This window comes from Bacillus thuringiensis (assembly GCF_001455345.1).
GTDB lineage: Bacteria > Bacillota > Bacilli > Bacillales > Bacillaceae_G > Bacillus_A > Bacillus_A thuringiensis_N.
Window position 1 is genome coordinate 2,584,602 of the sequence record NZ_CP013274.1, and the last position, 20,708, is coordinate 2,605,309.

Consider the following 20,708-nt stretch of genomic DNA (forward strand, 5'->3'; position numbering starts at 1 on the left):
TAGCAAAGGTGTGAAATGAATTATGCAATTTACTGAAGTCAAAATTGAAGTATTTATCCCTGAAGAATACATTGAAATGTTGAGGAATGAGTTAAATAAAATTGGTGCTTGTAAAACGGGAGAATATGATCATTGTCTGTCCTATAGTTCTGTGAAAGGATACTGGAGACCGTTAAAAGGCGCATCACCTTTTAACGGGGAAATTGGTCAGATTTGTGAAGGGCAAGAATGTAAAATTGAAATAAAGTGCAAACGGGATCTTGTAAAGGATGCACTTGAAGTTATTAACCAAATTCATCCGTATGAAACACCTATGATTTATATTATCCCGATATTAAATGACTATTTTAATCAAATATAAAGTAAATGAATGGGAGGAATAACAATTGAAAAAAAAATTTCATCATATTGTACGAGCTGTTATGATTAAAGATAAAAAATTGTTAGTGGCTGAATACATTGGCCATCATTATTTTTTACCAGGTGGTCATGTTGAAGTTGGCGAATCAGCTGCGAATGCATTAATAAGAGAAATACGAGAAGAACTCGGAGTAAATTGTAGTATAAAACAATTTTTAGGAGTCATAGAAAACAAATGGCAAGATAAAGAAGTTCTTCACCATGAAATCAATCATATTTTTGAGATAGATTCACAAGAGTTACATATTGATTTCGTACCAAAATCTAAAGAATCTCATTTAGCATTTCACTGGATAGATTATAATCAAGAAGCTTTACATACTTATAAAATCATGCCAGCACCTTCAGTTAAAGAGTTACTAGAAAGAAAGTTAAGTGAGGAACTATTAAACTGTTGGATTAGCAATTTTTAAACGCCTCTATCAATAGTAAATCCGTCTGCCAAAAGGAAAGTAAGAAAATAGGCTAAAAAACAAGGTACATCACCTAGAGTAATTTCATATTTTGTTGATGTACGTATTTAGTCTATAGCCTTGTTTCTACTTTGGTTGCAAAAATATATTACTTTTCATATTTGAGCGGAATTTACATTTATAAATGGAGGGTTTCATAATGAATCAATTTCAACAAGAACTACAATCATTGAACCTAAATGATTATCAAACTGGTAATGTTGTGTATTGGGATCAACAACAAAGTCAATATCCATACTACTACATTCAAGACGATGCACGTCGTTGCGGCGGATGCGGAGGTTGTGGTGGACGCTGTGGCGGATGTGGCGGCAGATGTGGTGGTTGTGCAGGTCGTTGCGGCGGATGCATAGGATGCGCTGGATGTTTCGGTTGCTTTAATTGCTGGAACTGGTGGATCATTTAAGTATAGAACATCAAAGCTAATTTACTTGAAAGAAAGGTGTGAAAACTATTTTGCACTTTTCTTTCAAGCTGTAATTTTTATGCGTATTAAGGGGGATTTATTTGTATACATATGATAAGTTGAGTTCTTGGGTAGAGAATATTAAAGAAAAAAATCATAGTTCTGCAACAGCACTTTGTATTATAAAAGATAACAAAATCGTACTAGAGCATTATAGTGGATATCACTCAAATACATCAAGTAATAGAAAAGTAACCGCATCTTCACAGTTCAACGTTGCTTCTGCGAGAAAAAGTTATTTAGGATTAATGATAGCGTATGCGCTTTACGAGGGGAAAATAAACTCTATTGATGATGAAGCGATAAAGTATTTTAAAGACTTCGATCCTGTATTACTTGGTAAAACAACGATAAGACATTTAGTAACTCATTCGCACGGTTTAGGAGAAACGAATGACGGAAAAATTTTTCGTGAATTTGAACCTGGACAATCTTGGGCTTATAGAGATATTAATGTAAGAATGATGACACATCTTATTTATCAGCTATATAGCAAAAGTTTTCCTGAATTGTTAAGAGAGCGTGTGTTTAAACCTGCTAATTTTCTAGAAACAGGTTGGAGAGTACAGCAAGATGAAAATTTAGTTGACGTTGTTAATAATCCAAATGAAGAAGCGATTAGTGAAATTGGTACGGTAGATGACGGTACTGAAAAAAATTTGTTTGTCTCAGCTAGAGAATTTGCACAGTGGGGCAATCTTCATCTAAATCAAGGCAAGATACATGATAAACAAATTGTTCCACAAGAAGTTATAAAAATCGCTACAAGTTTGCAGAGTCCAACATATATAAACAAAGATTTACCGCAAAATGGCTTGTTTTGGTTCGTACAAAATAAACCTGCAAGATTAAGTGAACTTGGTGAACGCGTTCCAAAAGGATCATATCAAATATTAGGGATTACAGGACCGACTATTTTAGTAATACCCGAATATAAAGTAGTTGTTGCAAAAATGTACAATAAAAGATACAACTACGGTGGTGATAATTATTTATATTATTTACGTGAATTTAGCAATTTAGTCGCTGATACATTTCGTAACAGTAATAGGGCATAATTACTCCTATAATGAAAAGGAGTGAAAGAAAATGAAAGATAAAATAAATAAAAACAAAAAGCAAAACATTAAAGATGTAAATACAGAACAAAATGCGATTTATAGCGATCCTAAAGACGCAGCTAATATGCAAACTGTACCGCAGCCGAAGGATTTTGATGAAATTGAATACTAATTTTTATTCATCCGACTAAATATCGAATAAAAAATACATCTTAAGTCCCATCACATGAAAGAAATCTTTTGATATCCTATATACATAAGCATTTGAAAATGTCTTATCTTAACAAAGCTTTCTTTAAGTAAATCTAATATAACCTGCAAAAAGACACTTCATAATGGAGTGTCTTTTTGTGTATATGAACTTAATTACCATTTTCCGTACAGTATCTTGCAATTTATGATGGATATACTAACTGTGAAAATTCATGTCAAGATAAAAGAAGGGGACAGTTAGTATGAAACAAAATTCAATAAATCCGTTACTAATTGTTCTAGGTACAATCATTGTTCAAATTGGCCTTGGAACAATTTATACATGGAGTTTATTTAATCAGCCCCTGGTCAGTAAGTTTGGATGGAACCTCAATGCCGTTGCGATAACTTTCTCCATAACAAGCTTTTCTTTATCATTTTCAACTTTATTTGCAGGAAAGCTACAGCAAAAATTAGGACTTCGTAAACTCATCGCTACTGCAGGGATTGTTCTGGGACTCGGTTTAATACTTAGTTCACAAGTTTCTTCCTTACCATTACTATATTTATTAGCAGGTGTTGTTGTTGGTTATGCAGACGGAACTGCTTATATTACATCACTATCTAATTTAATTAAATGGTTTCCAAATCGGAAAGGCCTTATTTCTGGAATATCTGTTTCTGCATATGGAATGGGTAGCTTAATCTTTAGATATATAAACGGAAGTCTTATCGATAGTCTTGGTGTATCACAGGCATTTTTATATTGGGGTATCATTGTTTTACTTTTAGTATTAACCGGATCATTCTTCTTACGTGAAGCAATAGTAAGTAACGCCGTAACTGAAACATTACACAATGATTATACGCCTCGTGAAATGATACGAACGAAACAAGTATATCTCTTGTTTTTTATGCTATTCACATCGTGTATGGGTGGTCTGTATTTAATCGGTATGGTAAAAGATATTGGGGTACAGCTCGTTGGACTTAGCGCAGCGACTGCCGCTAACGCCGTCGCAATGATTGCAATCTTTAATACAGTAGGTAGAATCATTCTTGGAACGTTATCAGATAAAATTGGTCGAATGAAAATTGTCTCTGCAACGTTTATTATTATTGGATTGTCAGTCTTTACTTTAAGTTTCATTCCACTAAATTACGGCATTTATTTCGCTTGTGTAGCAAGTGTTGCCTTTTGCTTTGGTGGTAATATCACAATATTCCCAGCTATTGTTGGAGATTTTTTCGGCTTAAAAAACCATAGTACAAATTATGGGATTGTATATCAAGGGTTCGGATTCGGTGCACTTGCAGGTTCATTCATTGGAGCATTACTTGGTGGATTTCAACCGACCTTTATTACAATTGGTGTTTTAAGCGTTATTTCTTTCATTATCTCGATATTAATTCGTCCACCAAAAGCAGAGAAGAAAAAGGAAATAAAGCATTTACATCGAAAAGTAGCGTAATACTAAAAAGAGTCCTAATAAAGGGCTCTTTTTTATTACAAAACATTTAATTTTCTCTTTTTATTTATTATGTAACCTATTATTGTGTAGGAAGAATGGCGTTACTTAATTGAAAGTGAAATGATTTGAGAAGCAGTAAAGTTGTTTATTTCTTAAGGGATCAAGTAGCAGATTAGTAGAATATTCATATTGTTTTATAAAGGAACTAAAATGTTGTTAAAAAACATTTAGAAAATTAAAGTTAACCAACTTTGTAATGGAATATGCACTTTATTCATAGACCATTATTTTCTTATAAATTTATCATGAAGGTAGTTGGCTTATATTGGTTACAACCATAATTTCTTCTGTTGTGACATTCACTACAACAAATATTGATGATATTTTTATACTCCTTGTTTTATTTTCACAAGTAAAGACAGGAGAAGAAGATAGAACTTTCCAGGGGAAAACTAAGATGAAACAACTTTATATAGTTATTGGACAATATTTGGGGTTTAGTGTAATTATTTTTCTAAGTATTATTGGTTCCTTAAGCTCTTTTTTCATTCCTATATCGTGGATCGGATTATTAGGATTCGTACCAATTTATATGGGTGTTAAAGGACTTTTATCGCATCGTTCTAATAAAAGTAATGAAGTCATTGATAACGCTTCTGGTTCATTATTTAAAGTAGCTGCGATTACATTAGCTAATGGAGCTGACAATATCTCAATTTATATACCAATGTTCGCTAGTCAAACCTTGGAAGCAAATATCGTTACATTAATTATCTTTTTTTCCATGATAGCAATATGGTGTTTTATTAGCTACAGATTGATAAGAGCTCATATTTTAGCTAAAGCACTTGAGAAAAATTGTCATATTATAGTTCCAATTGTTTTAATTGGTTTAGGAATATTCATTCTTTTTCGCAGTAATACAATAGCATTATTTTATTAAAATGTTGAACTGACGGACGCCTTAATTAAAATAGATTGAACAATGTATAAAGCCTTATTACAGATGAAATGTAGTAGGGCTTTTCTTTATTTTAGTGAAATGAAACAATTGTATTAGGCTCTACAACTACTAAGTTAGACAGGACATTACGATTATTAAATTGAATAGATACCATAAAAGGAGCGTGATAATTAAAATGAAAATAGTAAAACAGTGGGTCCAGGAAGATAGTGATTACATAAGAGAAAAAGTAATTGAATATAATCAAAAACATATTTTAGATGAAGAAAAAAAACTTTCAGAAAAAATTAGTTTTATAGTGAAAAATGAAAATGAAGAAATAGTAGGCGGTATAACTGCAATTACATTTTGGCACCACGTACATGTTGATTTCCTGTGGGTTTCTGAAGAATATAGACACGAAGGCTATGGAACTAAGTTAATAAAACTTATTGAAGAATTTGCAATTGAAAAAGAATGTAGGCTAATCAATTTAGATACTTTTAGCTTTCAAGCACCGGATTTTTATAAGAAGCATGGGTATAGAGTAATTGGAGTGAGTGAAGATTACCCGAAAGGACACAATCATTACTATTTAGAAAAAAGGTTATCAAGTATATAGAATATAGAATCCAAAATTGAATCAATCATAGCATAAAGAGCGTACGTTGAATGATCATCTTCAAAATACGCTCTTTTTATATAGAAATGAAGGGTATTGATTATAAACTTTGCAAAGAGCAGTTAAATGAAATACTCAATTAACTTTTTTATATTTTAAAGCGATTAAATGGTAGAATGTAAAAAGACAGAAAATTCCTATTGTTAGAGGTGGACTTAGATGAAAAAAGTAAATGTTACATATGCGCTTTTATACGATAAAACGAACGAAAAGATCTTAATGGTAAAAAACAAAGGGGAAAATGGTTCTTATTACACATTACCAGGTGGCGCAGTTAAATTTGGGGAAACATTAGAAGAGGCAGTAATTCGGGAAGTGAAAGAAGAAACAGGGTTACATATATGTGTAAAAGGGATTTGTTACATTAGCGAAGCTTTTTTCGAGGAGAGAGGACACCATGCAATATTCTTTAATTTTTTAGGTGAAATAATTGGCGGGGAAACAAATATAACAAGGCCAAAAGAAATTGAAGAGATTACTTGGATGGAATTACATGTAGCAGCACCGCATTTACGTATTCCGGAACATTTGCTAAATATGTTAAAAAAGAAAGAAACGGTACCTTACGTTTTTAATGGAACTATCGTTCATCAATCTTCATAAAAATATTATTTCATTTTAGGCGGGGGAAAAAATGGAGTTTATCGTTAATCACAAACATTTCACACAAGCACTTTCAGATGTAAGTAAAGCCATATCGACAAAAGCTTTCATTCCTATATTATCTGGCATAAAAATAACAGCAGATCAATCTGGTATTACTTTAATCGCAAGTAACTCGAATATTTTCATCGAAAAATTTATACCAAGTTCCATAGAAGACGAACGAATTACGACTATCTTAAAAGCAGGAACTATTGTTGTACCTGCAAAATACTTTATTGAAATTATAAAGAAAATGCCAAGCGATGTATTAATAAAAAGTCAGAATGAGCAAACAATTACCATACAGTCAGAAGAAATTACTTTAAACTTAAATGGCTTTCCAGCAAATGAGTTTCCTAACGTACCACAAATAGACGATCATGCAGAAATAAAAATAGAAACGAAACAATTGATTGATGCGTTTAAACAAACAGTCTTTGCAGTAGCAAAAAATGAATCTAGACCCGTTCTTACCGGAGTACATATCGAGTTAGACCATAATAAATTAATTTGCGCTGCAACTGACTCTCATAGACTAGCTATACGTGAAACACTAATTTCTACTAATATGAAAGCGAATTGTATTGTACCAAGCGCAACCATTAATGAGCTTTTAAAATTAATGAACAGCAATTTAGAATTCGTTTCTATTTATCTTTCAGAAAGTCACATTATTTTTACATTCGGCACAACTACATTATATTCAAGACTAATCGAAGGGAAATATCCTAATATTTCTACACTCATTCCAAATGAATTTCAAACTGTTATTAACATAGATAGAAAAAATATATTACAAGGTGTAGATCGTTCAAGTTTATTAGCAAGTGAATGGGCGAATAACAACGTCAACTTAGAAATCATCAATGAATCCACTATTAAAGTTTCTTCTAATGCTTCTCAAATCGGAAAAATATCTGAGACACAACAAATAGATACCATTCGTGGTGAAAAACAATTAAATATATCTTTCGATGGACGTTTTATGGTTGAAGCCTTGAAGGCAATAAAAGAAGAAACAATTACTTTAAGCTTTGGTGGCTCTATGAGACCGATATTGATTGAGGCAGGAGAACAATCTGCAATAGTACATCTTATATCACCAGTAAGAACTTATTAGGAACAAAGGAAGGTATCACATTATGTACAAGCATACATTATGTTTTATTAAACGAAATGAAGAAATACTGATGCTAAATAGGGAATATGACCCTGTAAAAGGACTATGGAATGGGGTAGGAGGAAAAATAGAAAAGGGAGAAACACCTTTAGAGAATGCGATTCGCGAAATAAAAGAAGAGACTAATATAGAAATTAAGCAGGACCAAATCCAATTTAAAGGCATTATTAAATGGGAGGATTCTTCATATTCTGGCGGTATGTATGTTTATCTAGTAGAGCTACTTGACAAATTTACATATCACACTCCAAAAAAAGTTACTGAAGGAATTCTAGATTGGAAAGAGATTTCTTGGATTCTTAGTGATTATAATTACGGTGTAGGAGAGATGATACCTAAATTTTTAGTTGAAGTGCTCCACAATGAATTAATATTAGAGCACAATTTTGTTTTATCTAATCATAAATTAATAGATTATAGGAATAAAGAATTAGCTAAGCAGGACAGCTCTATAGATAATATAATTCAATTATAAAAAGTAAGAATTGTAATCTATCATACACAGCAAAGTAATTATCACCTAAATATAAAAGCCATAGATTATTCGAAGAGTAGCTAAGGAGAAAATTTATATGAGGATGAGTGTGATGAAGAAAATAATTATTTTACTTATAGGTATCGTTCTAATTACTATTGCTTTTTATCAATACAACAAAAAAGAAGGTTTAGCTAAAAATGATAAGGTGTATGTAGAGGAATTTAAAGGTAAAAATGATTCAAACAAAATACAATCTGCTATTAATAAAGCAGAGTCAGGTAAAATTAAAACTGTATTGCTTGATGATAAAAAATATAAAATCACGTCACCGATCGTTATTAAAAAAGGTGTAAAATTATTATTTGGTTATGGAACACAATTTGTCGTTGAGGGAAACTTTAGGGTTCTTGAGCTAGAAAAGAATGCTTCTATAGAAGGAGCATATATAGCTATCGATGATCCCAAGTTCAATTCAGAAGTAATCTATTTGGATGGAAAAAATAAGTACTATAACACTTGGCACAAAACACAAATAAAAGATATAAATATTATCAATTGGACAGAAACGAATAAAGGTACCGGCATTTCTTTGTATTCTGGTGGGAAGGAAAATGAAATTTCATATATTAATTTTGAAAATATAAAAGTTGTAGGGATGGAAACGGGGTTAAAATTAGTAGCAAAGAAACCACAATCTGGACATGCATGGATAAATGCCAACCGTTTTATGAACTTCTCTCTTGAAGATTGTGTAAATATGATTTATTTGGATAGTAATGTAACAATACCAAATGAAATTAGCGGGAACCAATTTACAAACCTTCAAATACAGCCTTCAAATAAAACGAAAAGTATTGTAAGGGTAAGCGGACAGCATAATGAGATTCATGGAATGGTGTGGGATTTGAATAAAATAAAACATGAAAACGAACTTATTGAACTAACTGATAAAAGCATGAATACAATTATTGAAATGTCCAGTATACCAGCAAATAGAGTTTTAGATAGTGGGAAAGCAAATATAGTGAAATAAGCATTAAAACAAAAATAGAGCGAATTCCATATAAGAGAGTTCGCTCTATTTATATTTATAATTATATTTTTCTCCACCAAGCTGATGAAGGATAGTCTTTAGATTTTAACGTAATAGATTCACCAATTTGAGGCGTTGTAACTTTAACTCCTAAACGGTTCGCTTTTTTCGTAACACGTTCTATCGGGTCACTCCATTCGTGTAATGCTAATGTAAAAGCACCCCAATGAATCGGAAGAAGTAACTCTCCTTTTACATCAATATGAGCTTGTACCGTTTCTTCAGGCAACATATGAATCGCAGACCACCTGGGATCATATTGTCCACATTCCATTAACGTAAGATCAAATGGACCGTATTTATCACCAATTTCCTTAAAGTGAGGGGCATAACCGCTATCACCACTAAAGAAAACTTTAGTTTCTTGACCAAGAATAAGCCATGAACACCATAACGAACAATCTCTATCTGTCATACTTCGTCCAGAGAAATGTCTTGCAGGAGCACAAACTAACTTAATATTATCAAACGTAATTTCATCCCACCAATTATGTTCACTAATTTTATTAGGTGAAACACCCCATTTAATAAGATATTGTGCAACTCCAGTCGGAACATAGAAATGCTTTGCACGATCTTTTAATTGCATAATACTTTTATAATTTAAATGATCATAGTGATTATGAGAAATGATAATCGCATCAATTTCTTGAAAATCTTCACGTTCTAAAGAAAACGTACCACTATAACGTTTACTATTAAAGACTGGGAATGGGGAAGAAGCATCTCCAAGCATAGGATCTAATAACAGTTTTTTACCTTCTATTTTTAAAAGAGACGCAGAATGACCAAACCATGTAACACTCTCTAAAGATTTATTATCTTTATTTGATAAAACGATAGGTAAATTCTTTATAGGACGCAGCTTTGTTTTCATTTTTAAGTAATCAGTCATTAAACCTATAATATCTTTCGGTTTAAAACTTACATCAGTATCGATTTGATTTATCAGTATCGATTTGATTTATATATTTCTTTTTCATTCGTTCTCCTTTTTACGTTTAACAATATACGTATGTTGTAATTGTAACTATTTGTAGTGTAAACTATATCATTTTATCTTCCATCTTAAATGAAGTACATTTCATAAATTCGTCAAATTCATTATTCGTTTCTATAAAGTACTAGTCACACAGCAGTAGCTAAACAAACTATTAAGTACATGTAAATTGTTTTTATTTAGTAAATTCCTTCTTATACGTAACAAAGAACGTATGTTTCGTTGTATGCTATAGAAGAAAATATGTCTCTAATAAAAGAAAGGAAGGAGAGGATGTAAGTGCAAATAGAGCAAAAAAAGAAATCAAAATGTAAACTATCTAAAGCTGAAATTATTCATATGTATGCAGAAGGGGAAAGTACTTCAGAAATCGCGATGTTTGCTAATGTGTCTGCAAGGTATATTCGTATGGTTCTATCAGACAGCAACGTTCCAAGGCGAGCTATAGGGAGCTGGAAGAGAAAGTATGACATAACAGAAAATTATTTTAAAACGTGGTCAAATAACATGGCTTATATTTTAGGGTTTATAGCAGCAGATGGTGTTATACAGAAAGAAAATCAATGTGTCAGTATATCTCAAAAAGAAAGTTATATTTTAGAAAATATAAAAAAAGAACTAAAAACAAACCAGCCACTTTATCAAAACAAAAAAACAGGCGTATACATGCTAAATATTAATAGCAAAACAATAAAAGACGACCTTATGAACATACACGGAATTATGCCATGTAAATCATTTAACATCGAATTTCCTTTTGTACCAGAAGAATATTTGCATCATTTTGTTCGTGGGTATTTTGATGGGGATGGTTACGTCAAGTATGAAACTTATACAGTTAATTTCGTAGGTGGATCATATAACTTTATGAATTCTTTACATCAAATTCTTCAAAATCGCAATTTACGAGCCGATTTACTAAATCAAAACAAACATTATCGCGTTATTTTATCTGGAAGAAAATCAATACAACTATTTTCAAATTGGATTTATAAAGACAAAGATATTTATTTGCATAGAAAATTTGAAGTGTTTCAGAAAGAAAGTCTGAGTTTAGATCAATTACAAGATCGAAAATTAAAACAAACTCAAACTGCCGTTAAACAAAGAAAACAAAATTTCCTTGAAGAATATATGAAAAATAAATGTAATGCTACAACTTGTTCAAATTTAGAAATAAGCGAATCGGCTTTCAAACGTTGGCTAAAAAATGATAATCAATTTAAAAGAGATTATGAAAAGATTAATTTAACAATGTCCACTAGCGATAACTAAATATAAAATCCTAAAAAACCTTAGAATAGGTATGAAGATAGCTATTCTAAGGTTTTTTATTTTTAAATCATAAAGGATTCTTAATTTTATTGATTGAATATAGTAAATACATAGATTTTACAATTTTCTTGATAAAAAAGGAGAGAGACACCTTGCAAAAGAAATTTATCAATCCAGAAACGATGCCACCAACTTTTGGATACTCACATGTAGTCGAAGTTAGTAACGCTAAACGAACAATTTACATATCTGGACAAGTAGCAATTAACACTGATGGTCAAATAGTTGGCATTGGTGATTTAGCTACACAAACGCGACAAGTATTCGAAAACATTAAAAGTGCATTAGATACTTTGGAATTACAATTTAATGATGTAGTAAAATTAACATTTTTCCTAACAGATATTTCTCAAATGGCCACTGTTAGAGATATACGAGATCAATACATTGATATTAAAAATCCACCAGCAAGTTCAGCTGTAGAAGTTAGAAAGTTAATTAACGATAACTTTTTAATTGAAATCGAAGCAATTGCTGTAGCAAACTAATTTCAAGAACTTATCCGTAATCATATCAATGCAATTCGTTTAATGCGTTCAGTTAAAACGAATTGCATTGTTTATTGTCTTAAATATAATTTATATCTGGAGACATTTTCATCAACAACTTATAAAACAAACAACTAAATAATCCATCACATAGAATGATTAAAAAGAACAAGGGGAGGGTAATCACAATAATAAACTTATTTATAATAAGTTTATTATTTAAAGTTAGTTAACATAATATATATTATAGGCAGTTATAGAAACAAAGCAATATCAGGTATCAAAATCCAAGTAAACTATACTTAATGAGACGAAACAGAGATTTTTAGTGAGATTCACATAAAATCTTATTTAAACGCATTTATACAGTTTTTATCGTTTTTTAGTTATAAATTTATCACAGCAAATCTTAATCGATTATTTATTAAAATTTAACGAATCAATAACATTTTTGATCAGCAAGAAATTTTTACACGAAAAAATGATTTCTATACAAAATATAAATTACTAATTTTATTTTATGTTTAACTTAATGAATTTATTGCTATTTACACACGTTTTATAAATTTATATTATTTGTTGCTATTCCTATTATTTACGCTTGACTTTTATTATTCCTATTGTTCTACACTCTAGTTAACATAACGTTTATTTTTAACATAAAAAAATCTCCCTCACCTTCAGGAAGATTTTTAGCTTGCTAGTATTTTCATTTATATATTTTTAGTAGCAATCCCAATTGTAAATAACATTGGAAAAATCTAGATCTAACAAATCGCCTTTTTTTATAAAGAAATTAGCAACACCAGAATCTCCCCACATAATATTTAATGAGTCGTCAGTATCGATTTGCAGCAATAAAATGTCATGTTGTTGGTACTTTTCTTCCCATTCTCTTGGATCTGTCTGTGTGAAAAATGGATAACCCCCAATTTTATGTCCTTGATCTTTACATAAATCATCGTACAGTTCGCCTAATTCTGTATTATTTTCTTCATCAACGATTTTTTCCCAATCAATATCTTCACTAAAAATCTTTTCAAATCGATAATCCCTTGACGTTACTGGTTGATAGCCTAATTCAAACCTTAATTTCGCTGCTTCAGGTATGATAAATTCCTCTAATTCTAAAGTGTTTAAATAACTAAAATCAGTAATAACCTTATTTAAATCTTCTATAATTGTAGAATGATAAATAATTCGAAAGTCTTTTTGGATTGTTGGAAGATCAAAATCTGCTCCATAAAGCTCATCATCAGCACTTACGAAAAACTGTAACATTCCCTTTTGTGGCATATATTCAACGTGCGGCATTTCTGCAAAGTTTAGTTGCGCAAGTAACAGCATAGGTTGCCCATTTGAATCTGTAGGATGCTCTTGATCTATAGGTAAATACGGATAACCACCAAACTTACTTTCAAAAAGAGTTGTCTCAGCTAATGTTCCAGACACTTTAACATACGGTTTTACACTTTCTTCTAAAATACTACGATACTGCTCTAGTTCTTTCGGAATTTGAAGTTGATACGTATTCTTCATCACAATTGCCTCCCTTTCATAATAAATTGAAAATGCCTTACTTAATTATATAGCAAGAGATAGCTTCATTAAAAATGGTTAAAAGTCCGTTTTCACCCTCGTTTTTTGCGCACTTGGTGGACAAAGTAGGTTATGTTCTAAAACCTTTTTATTAATAGTTCGAATTAAATCCGCTGCTTCTGCAGTATTTGTATTTTCTTTTAGTTTTTCTTTTAAGTCATCAATTTCCTTTGAAAGCTCAATCCACCTAGGTAAAACATGATTATTTTTCAAAGTTCTATACAGTTGCTTTTCAGGATTGTACGAAAGGTCTTTATCAAGATTAAGAGGTTTCCCTTTACCAGGTAAATGATCGAAAGACCCTTTCTTTTCCGCCTCTTTAACGATAGAACTAATATGATCCTCATACGTATAGGACCAAACTTTCTCGTCTTTCACTAAAATCTCTTGCTTTTTTAGTTTTTTATCTAGCTCTTCTTGATTCATAGATTCTCTCTCCTTTTTATTTTCTATTGTCGTTTTTGTAAGTTCTAATGTCCTTAATCCATCGAATAGCTTTTCTCGCCACCACACGCTATCATGTCCACCTTGAAACTCTTCATAAATGGTTTGGTGTTTCTTTTCTTCTAAAGCTTTATATAGCCGTCTATTGGCCGTTAAAAGAGGTTCGTTTTCAAGTTCACCTACTGCTATGTAAGAATATAGATGAGTCGCATTAGAATCTATTGATGAAATTTGATTTTCAATCCATGGAATTGCATTTTCATAATCATTCTTTTTCCAATGTACGGATCCAGACATTGACAACACATTCCCGAAAATATGTGGATTTTGAAGTGCTGCATAATAAGCTGCTAAGCCACCAAGGCTGAAACCAGCAATTGTTGTATGTTTTGCTTTTTGATACACACGATATTTAGTTTGAATCCATGGAAGTAATTCCTTTGTTAAAAATGAATTCATTTTATCGTTATAAGTTAGCTCTTGTAATCGATCGACAGGATCTATAGCAACAGCAATACAAGATGGGATTTCTTTTTCGTAAATTAAATAATTAAGTGTTTTTGTGATTGAAAGGTCATTAATGAATGAATTCCCATCAAATACAATGAGAAGTTCTTGAAGATGTGAAGTGTGAGAATAATCATGAGGCGTATAAATATGAATTTTGCGTGTGTTATTTAAAATCGAACTATAAAAAGAATATGTTTCAATCTTTCCGGATGGATAATCATTTGAAGGAAAACGACTGCTATACTGTACTTCCATTCCTATATTTAACACAGATGCTTTATTAGCACCTTCTCCAAATGTTTTTCCATTAAATCGGTCTAGTTCGTACTGTTCACTACGCTTTATCCACTCATTTTGGAAAAAATCGTTTACTGAAAAATAGTAAGTTGAAATAAAACTCTTATCCGTCCTAAACGTTTCATACCATATATCTGTCTGTAACAATCGTTTTAATTGATTTACAGACAGATCCCAACCAGGAAAACTACCGAATACATAAACATTTTCAGTTTTTTGGTCTCCTAACCATATATACGTTATAAGCTTATACTGATTATCTATAGGACATTGTTCTATAAGTGGTGTATGATTTGACTTGATTTCATGCAAAAAAGTATAAAGAGCTTTTTCATTTCCATTCTTTAAGTGATTTTTAAGCTTCTCTAACTTAGGACTGATTATTGTAGTCACCTCTCTTCCTCCTTTGTAGTATTCTATATGTAGTTTTTTCATTAGAATCCCTATATAAAAGTAGTCGTAAGTTATGTGTTTAGAGAAGTTATTGATTAGAAAAATGATCAATTGCTTGAATAGAAAGTTCCAATGATTTTATTCTTCTTTCTAAAAGAGTTCTTTGAGGACTCCCGAGCTTTGACTTAACATAAATCTTTTCAATTGATGGAAGCAAACCAATTAGAACATTTCGAGCGTCTGCTAAATCCTCTTGCGTGTAATGATGGGTTTCTTCATTCCAAATACTTTCTAACATAGCTAAGCCGATACTAGCTGCTTTGAGTCTTTTTTTCACTAAAGTAGTGTTTGAGCCTTTTTGAGTCATCTGAGATAGTGCATTTTCAAGTTTACGGATTGTTGACTGTAAAGATTTAATTGATTCTACTTTATCTACATTTGATACGTTTTCCATATTAAACCTGTCCCTTCTTCGTTTCTAAATTAGTTTTCTTGATATTTGATAATACCATTTAGAAGCGAATTTTACTCGAAATATTTGAGTTGGACATGAATTGAAAGGAAAACGGCTAACAAACTTCTGTCTCCTCCCTCACACATTCTCTATATGTACTTCTTTTTTCTCGTTAAAATACCTACATGGACAAGTTGTTAATATTGTATATTTTATGAACAAAAAACGTACAAGTAGCATAACTTGTACGTTTTTAAACAGTAAGGTAATAAAGTAATAGCTTTCGGGTCTTTTCATAATTCATGAAATCTCTATACAAAATGGGATACGTAACAATTTCTGTTTCTAGAAAACGATATTGCGGAAACCACTCGAAAAACGATATCCTTAGCCACTTTATTTGATTAAACACAATCTCCTGTTCATTATTATTAAGCACGTAACTTAAAGTACCTGCTGTATGCATCCAATAATAATTTAAATCAGCGCTTATACAATCATCTTCTGTAAACATATTATTAAAATCTTTTCGTATTTTTCGAATGTCACAATTCGGAAACGGTTTATACAGCAGACTAGGCATTTTCTGCAATTCATTAAAAATAACCCTTTTTCCTAACTTCAACTTTCCACCCCTTTATTTCTCTATCCAACTTAATAATTTTTCATAATGATATTGAGCATCTGTATAGCCAAGATTATATAAATTAACGAGCTTTTCTTTACTTCTTTCTATTCCGCTTATTGGAAGCTGTACGCTAGGCTGAATAATATAAAAGTTGTCTTTTTGTTTTATTTGATGCATATAAGATATCGTCTCATTATAAAAACGATAATGTTCTACTAAAGATTCTGCGATATTCGGATATTTCCTATATAAAATTTTAGCTAGTCCAGAAAATTTATTTCGCTGCTTCTCATATCCTTCTGGTTTTGTCATAATTACAACGTTCTTTTCATAACCATCAGTTTGAGCTTTTAAAATCGGTATAGGATCTATAATTCCTCCATCTAGCAATTTTCGATTATCATATTCTACAGCAGGTGCTATAAAAGGCACTGAGCTAGATGCACGAATGATTTTTAAAATATCATTTCCATGTTCTGCTTTATTATAATAAATAGCTTGTCCTGATTCGCAGTCAGTCGTTCCTATAACAAACTGTTCATCTGAGTTTAAGAAAGTTTGAAAATCAAATGGTACAATTTTATTAGGTACTTCATCAAACAAAAAATCCATTCCGAATAATTCACGTTTTCGAATCAAATTTCGATAAGATATATAACGATGATCTGCTACTAGCTCTGTATTTACTTTTTTATTTCTCCCTTTTTGACGTGATAAATAAGTGGCTCCCATACAAGCTCCAGCGGATACGCCGACTACATAAGGGAAGAATAAGTTCTTTTCCATAAAATATTCGAGTACGCCTGCAGTATATAAACCTTTCATTCCTCCGCCTTCTAATACTAAACCGATATTTTTCATGCTATATCCCTCTGCTTCTTTTTTCTTACTTACATATTAGCATAAGATATTAAGATGAGGTTATATAAATGAATTGCAATAATAACCAGAAACTACTAAAGTAATATCATAATTTCTTAGTAAATAGCATGGTACAATATAAGTAACACATTCCACAAATAATGGAGGAGGAATTTCCTATGGGTTTATTTAGCGGTATTTTAGGAAATGCATCAAATACGAGTACAGAAAGTGTAGAACGTGATTTAGAGAAGATTATGTTAGAAGATGAGAAAGTTGAACATGCTTATAAATTAATTCGTGATTTAATCGTATTTACAAATCGTCGTCTTATTTTAGTAGATAAACAAGGGATATCAGGTAAAAAAACAGAGTATCATTCTATCCCTTATAAAAGCATTACACAATTTAGCATTGAAACAGCTGGGCATTTTGATTTAGATGCTGAGCTTAAAATTTGGGTATCTAGTTTGAGTACGCCAATTACGAAGGAATTTAAAGGTGACGATAGTGTTTTAAGCATTCAAAAAGCGTTAGTAACCTATACGACAAAATAACGTCTTTTCGTATGTTTATTCACTTTCTAAATTACTAACCCGAGTATTTTGGAAGAATATGCATTAAATTTGTATATTTAATCTTAAATAACATAAAAAGGTAAAGCGTATTTCAAATGCTTTACCTTTCTTTTTTGTAATAAATAAGTGTAGTTTTATCATTTAATTTCTTTATTACTTCCGTTCTTTTATATCCCATCTTTTCGTATAGAAAACAATTTCTTTCTTCTTCTAAAATCGTAGTAAGTTCAAAACTTCGTGCTTCTGGAAACATCTCTTCGATTAAAATAAGTACCTTCTGAGCGATTCCTTTCCCTTGATAGTTTGGATGAATGAACATTGGACTAATCCAAAATTTAAATGGTATTTCTTTTTGAGATATACATATCGCTCCAACAAGGCTCGAATAATAGTTACTGCTAAGATTATTTATCCTTAAAATAGTTTTTTCAATGGATTCATTTGCTGGATTTGTTTCATAGTCTTTATATTTATTTAATAAAGGGCTAAATGAGTCTATTTGCATTTGAAATAAAACTGCTGCATCATTTTCTGTTGCCTTCTCTAAAGTAATATCCATGTTACCAATTTAGTCGATTTCTTAATGAAGTTATATGAGCTGTATGATGACGTCCGTGCCATGCATATAGTCCTATTGCAGCAGCAAGTTTTGTTTCACCAGTCTCTGGATGGTTAAATGTCTTTTCCAGATCTTCAAGTTCTAAAGAATATAAAAGGTTAACCCATCTTTTATGTAATGAATCTAACATTACTAGTGAAACATCTACTGGTAATTTAGAATCAGGTAATTCTGCCCACTTCTCTTCTTTATAAGGTTTAATCGTTGGATTTTTTTCTGTTAGTGCTAATTTAAAGCGTATATAGCTATTCATATGGCTATCCACAACGTGATGGACTACTTGACGAACTGTCCATCCGCCAACGCGGTATGGTGTGTCTAACTGTTTCTGATCTAAATCTTTGATTGCCTTCGTTAGTTCATTAGGTAAATTTTCAATTTCTTGAATCCATGTATCAATCATTTCTTCAGTTATAGGACGTTTGTATGTAAATTGCCCAATTGGATAACGTAAATCATTCATGAATAAGTCCCCCTTATTATAAACGCGAAGTATTTCTCCAAATATAATGTACAAAATTCACATGTTCTCCATTTAATTCTACAGATGTTGTATCTGCTTCGTTATGATAAGAAGAAAACCCGCTTTTTTCTAATACAATTTGTGATGCGAGATTATTAGAAGTTGTTTTAGCATGAATCTCATTAATTTCCTTATTTTTCGCTACGTCTAAAATTAATTTTACAGCTGCAGTTGCAACTCCTTTTTTAGTAAACTTTTCTCCAACTCGATATCCTAGCGAACTGCTTCGAGTTTCCGAATCTATATCTACTAAATTTATTCGTCCTACAATTTCATTTTCTTCGTTACAAATTAAATAAAAATAAGATTCTCCATCCGCCTGTTCTATTAATAAATCGTCTAGTAGTTTTTGAAAATATTCAAAATCAAAATATTGCGAGCCACGATTTGGTACCATTGTTTCGAAAAAAGATTTATTCGTAAGTTCAAACGTAAATAAATCTTTAGCATCGTGTTTCTTTAATTGTTCTATGTATATTTTCATCGCATTTACTCCTTCTATATCTACTAACTGTTATATATTCTTTTTTAATCAACTATTTTCCTGCTATTTCTTTCGTTTCAGTAACACAGCAAGTAGCACTTTCGGATGAAAAAGATGAAATGGACTACGAATTAAATTCATCACTTTTACTAATCGAATATAAACATCAGAATCAGTTGCAGATAGTTGATATATTTGTTTCGTATACCATAGCTGAAATTTTTGTTTTATCGTTAATTCTCTTTTTAGCTGTGGATGACGTGATATTTCCGTTGTTGTCATTTCCCAAGGAGTTTGTATGATATGAGCGGTCTCTTTATAAAACTGCTGTGTAAATGCATGATCGAGCTTTTGTCTCCTTTGTAAAAGTAACTGCAATTGGTGAGCTTCCATAGCTGCAACTGAAACACCTTGCCCGAAAACAGGATCAAAACGACAATGTGCATCTCCAACGACTAATAATCCTTCTGGCATATTTGTAGTGAGATCAAATCTCCGACGTACTTGATAAGGAATTTTATACGTTTTGATCTCTGAAATTGCCTCCGCTTTATTTAGGAAATCCGTAACATTAGAAATTGATAGATTTTCAGCAAACTTATAAAATTCCTCATCTGTTTGTGGTGCTTTCTCATTTGCATATCCGCTGAAAGTAACAAAATAACGATTATCTTCAATCGTTTGAATAAGAACACCATACGGATTGTCAGGAAAACTTGGAGACATTAGCATATTACAACAGTCTAATTTCTCATTTTCTTTAAGCTTAAACATTCTAGTTGCGTAAAATAAATCAATACGTACTTTCTCTTCTTGCACTTCGATATTGTATTCACGTAACCACGATATGCTTTTTGAACTAAATCCACTTGCATCAACAACAATATCTGCTTGTATTTCTTCTTGTGTGCCTGTCTCTAAACATTTAGCTTTTACTCCACATACTTTGTTAATCTTTTCATCTACTAATAATCCTTCAACCAGTGTCCCAAATTTACTGGTGATATTTGGAATTTGATGTATTCGTTTTTGAATATGCCATTCAAGCAAAAACCTACTTTGTTGAATCATATGTACTTCTCCTGTGAATTGCTGTTTCCATAAACCAAATTGATGCCATTTTAAATCACGAGTAAAGTTATTTACGATACTACCTGCTTCTATTAATTTATTCGTAATAGTAGGAAACAATTTTTCAATTGCGTTTTCTCCACCTTTTAATAACACATGAGGATGATTACTTTGTGGAACTCTTTTTCTCGAAGACTTTCCATCCCATCTTTCACCAGCTTCTATAATGATTACTTCTTTAAAAGAAGTTGATAGAGCTTTTGCTGCGAGCTTTCCTGCCATACTTCCGCCAATAACGATAGCCTTATTAAACATGTTT

24 protein-coding genes and 1 pseudogene are annotated in these 20,708 nt (G+C 31.4%); 15 read left to right on the forward strand and 10 right to left on the reverse strand.

Features of this window, described 5'->3' with window-relative positions; genetic code table 11:
- Window positions 1-22: 22 nt before the first annotated feature.
- From cutA to ATN06_RS13480, 12 genes are all read left to right on the forward strand, one after another.
- Window positions 23-361, forward strand: coding sequence for a divalent cation tolerance protein CutA (gene cutA, locus ATN06_RS13425; protein ID WP_060631048.1), 339 nt, complete (start codon window positions 23-25; stop codon window positions 359-361).
- 25 nt (window positions 362-386) lie between these two features.
- Window positions 387-833, forward strand: a complete 447-nt coding sequence (locus ATN06_RS13430; RefSeq protein WP_060631049.1) for an NUDIX domain-containing protein — start codon at window positions 387-389, stop codon at window positions 831-833.
- Between the two features lie 199 nt (window positions 834-1,032).
- Window positions 1,033-1,299, forward strand: coding sequence for a heterocycloanthracin/sonorensin family bacteriocin (locus ATN06_RS13435; RefSeq protein WP_001071388.1), 267 nt, complete (start codon window positions 1,033-1,035; stop codon window positions 1,297-1,299).
- A 101-nt stretch (window positions 1,300-1,400) separates the two neighbouring features.
- Complete coding sequence (locus tag ATN06_RS13440; protein WP_060631050.1) at window positions 1,401-2,417, forward strand: serine hydrolase domain-containing protein; 1,017 nt, start codon at window positions 1,401-1,403, stop codon at window positions 2,415-2,417.
- Between the two features lie 31 nt (window positions 2,418-2,448).
- Window positions 2,449-2,592 (forward strand): hypothetical protein, encoded by a 144-nt coding sequence (locus ATN06_RS13445; RefSeq protein ID WP_000653324.1) that lies wholly within the window; start codon window positions 2,449-2,451, stop codon window positions 2,590-2,592.
- Between the two features lie 283 nt (window positions 2,593-2,875).
- Window positions 2,876-4,084 (forward strand): L-lactate MFS transporter, encoded by a 1,209-nt coding sequence (locus tag ATN06_RS13450; protein WP_060631051.1) that lies wholly within the window; start codon window positions 2,876-2,878, stop codon window positions 4,082-4,084.
- Between the two features lie 325 nt (window positions 4,085-4,409).
- Window positions 4,410-5,027, forward strand: a complete 618-nt coding sequence (locus ATN06_RS13455) for a cadmium resistance transporter (protein ID WP_060631052.1) — start codon at window positions 4,410-4,412, stop codon at window positions 5,025-5,027.
- A gap of 196 nt (window positions 5,028-5,223) precedes the next feature.
- On the forward strand, window positions 5,224-5,649 hold the full coding sequence (locus ATN06_RS13460; protein WP_060631053.1) for a GNAT family N-acetyltransferase: 426 nt from the start codon (window positions 5,224-5,226) through the stop codon (window positions 5,647-5,649).
- Window positions 5,650-5,868: 219 nt separating this feature from the next.
- Window positions 5,869-6,312, forward strand: coding sequence for an NUDIX hydrolase (locus ATN06_RS13465; RefSeq protein ID WP_060631054.1), 444 nt, complete (start codon window positions 5,869-5,871; stop codon window positions 6,310-6,312).
- A gap of 31 nt (window positions 6,313-6,343) precedes the next feature.
- The gene (gene dnaN, locus ATN06_RS13470) at window positions 6,344-7,474 is read left to right on the forward strand and encodes a DNA polymerase III subunit beta (protein ID WP_060631055.1); all 1,131 of its coding nucleotides are present in this window, start codon (window positions 6,344-6,346) and stop codon (window positions 7,472-7,474) included.
- A gap of 22 nt (window positions 7,475-7,496) precedes the next feature.
- The gene (locus ATN06_RS13475; protein WP_060631056.1) at window positions 7,497-8,009 is read left to right on the forward strand and encodes an NUDIX hydrolase; all 513 of its coding nucleotides are present in this window, start codon (window positions 7,497-7,499) and stop codon (window positions 8,007-8,009) included.
- A gap of 97 nt (window positions 8,010-8,106) precedes the next feature.
- The gene (locus ATN06_RS13480) at window positions 8,107-9,045 is read left to right on the forward strand and encodes a hypothetical protein (RefSeq protein ID WP_060631057.1); all 939 of its coding nucleotides are present in this window, start codon (window positions 8,107-8,109) and stop codon (window positions 9,043-9,045) included.
- 61 nt (window positions 9,046-9,106) lie between these two features.
- Here the strand turns inward: ATN06_RS13480 and ATN06_RS13485 are convergent, their stop codons facing one another.
- On the reverse strand, window positions 9,107-10,069 hold the full coding sequence (locus ATN06_RS13485) for an MBL fold metallo-hydrolase (protein ID WP_060631058.1): 963 nt from the start codon (window positions 10,067-10,069) through the stop codon (window positions 9,107-9,109).
- 315 nt (window positions 10,070-10,384) lie between these two features.
- Here ATN06_RS13485 and ATN06_RS13490 point away from each other — a divergent pair, with 315 nt between their 5' ends.
- A complete protein-coding gene (locus ATN06_RS13490) occupies window positions 10,385-11,380 on the forward strand; it encodes an LAGLIDADG family homing endonuclease (protein WP_060631059.1) in 996 nt (331 codons plus the stop codon).
- 152 nt (window positions 11,381-11,532) lie between these two features.
- On the forward strand, window positions 11,533-11,928 hold the full coding sequence (locus ATN06_RS13495; protein WP_060631060.1) for a RidA family protein: 396 nt from the start codon (window positions 11,533-11,535) through the stop codon (window positions 11,926-11,928).
- A 723-nt stretch (window positions 11,929-12,651) separates the two neighbouring features.
- Here the strand turns inward: ATN06_RS13495 and ATN06_RS13500 are convergent.
- The 5 genes from ATN06_RS13500 to ATN06_RS13525 all read right to left on the reverse strand — a co-directional run bounded on the left by ATN06_RS13500 (window position 12,652) and on the right by ATN06_RS13525 (window position 17,114).
- The gene (locus ATN06_RS13500) at window positions 12,652-13,467 is read right to left on the reverse strand and encodes a YwqG family protein (RefSeq protein WP_060631061.1); all 816 of its coding nucleotides are present in this window, start codon (window positions 13,465-13,467) and stop codon (window positions 12,652-12,654) included.
- Window positions 13,468-13,545: 78 nt separating this feature from the next.
- Window positions 13,546-15,171, reverse strand: coding sequence for a DnaJ family domain-containing protein (locus ATN06_RS13510; RefSeq protein ID WP_176225750.1), 1,626 nt, complete (start codon window positions 15,169-15,171; stop codon window positions 13,546-13,548).
- An 88-nt stretch (window positions 15,172-15,259) separates the two neighbouring features.
- Window positions 15,260-15,625: a hypothetical protein gene (locus ATN06_RS13515; protein WP_060631062.1), complete on the reverse strand. Its 366-nt coding sequence runs from the start codon at window positions 15,623-15,625 to the stop codon at window positions 15,260-15,262.
- Window positions 15,626-15,878: 253 nt separating this feature from the next.
- On the reverse strand, window positions 15,879-16,250 hold the full coding sequence (locus ATN06_RS13520; RefSeq protein WP_029438539.1) for a YxiJ-like family protein: 372 nt from the start codon (window positions 16,248-16,250) through the stop codon (window positions 15,879-15,881).
- Between the two features lie 12 nt (window positions 16,251-16,262).
- Window positions 16,263-17,114: a patatin-like phospholipase family protein gene (locus ATN06_RS13525; RefSeq protein ID WP_060631063.1), complete on the reverse strand. Its 852-nt coding sequence runs from the start codon at window positions 17,112-17,114 to the stop codon at window positions 16,263-16,265.
- A 179-nt stretch (window positions 17,115-17,293) separates the two neighbouring features.
- Between ATN06_RS13525 and ATN06_RS13530 the strand changes: the two genes are divergently transcribed.
- A complete protein-coding gene (locus tag ATN06_RS13530; RefSeq protein WP_060631064.1) occupies window positions 17,294-17,671 on the forward strand; it encodes a PH domain-containing protein in 378 nt (125 codons plus the stop codon).
- A gap of 121 nt (window positions 17,672-17,792) precedes the next feature.
- Here the strand turns inward: ATN06_RS13530 and ATN06_RS13535 are convergent.
- The 4 genes and pseudogenes from ATN06_RS13535 to ATN06_RS13550 all read right to left on the reverse strand — a co-directional run.
- Window positions 17,793-18,251, reverse strand: a pseudogene (locus ATN06_RS13535) (GNAT family N-acetyltransferase); the annotation flags it as partial.
- Between the two features lies 1 nt (window position 18,252).
- On the reverse strand, window positions 18,253-18,774 hold the full coding sequence (locus ATN06_RS13540) for a YfiT family bacillithiol transferase (protein WP_060631066.1): 522 nt from the start codon (window positions 18,772-18,774) through the stop codon (window positions 18,253-18,255).
- A gap of 16 nt (window positions 18,775-18,790) precedes the next feature.
- Window positions 18,791-19,318 carry a GNAT family N-acetyltransferase gene (locus ATN06_RS13545; protein ID WP_060631067.1) on the reverse strand — a complete coding sequence of 176 codons (528 nt, stop codon included), beginning with the start codon at window positions 19,316-19,318 and terminating at the stop codon, window positions 18,791-18,793.
- 63 nt (window positions 19,319-19,381) lie between these two features.
- Window positions 19,382-20,704 carry an NAD(P)-binding protein gene (locus ATN06_RS13550; RefSeq protein ID WP_060631068.1) on the reverse strand — a complete coding sequence of 441 codons (1,323 nt, stop codon included), beginning with the start codon at window positions 20,702-20,704 and terminating at the stop codon, window positions 19,382-19,384.
- Window positions 20,705-20,708 lie beyond the last annotated feature (4 nt).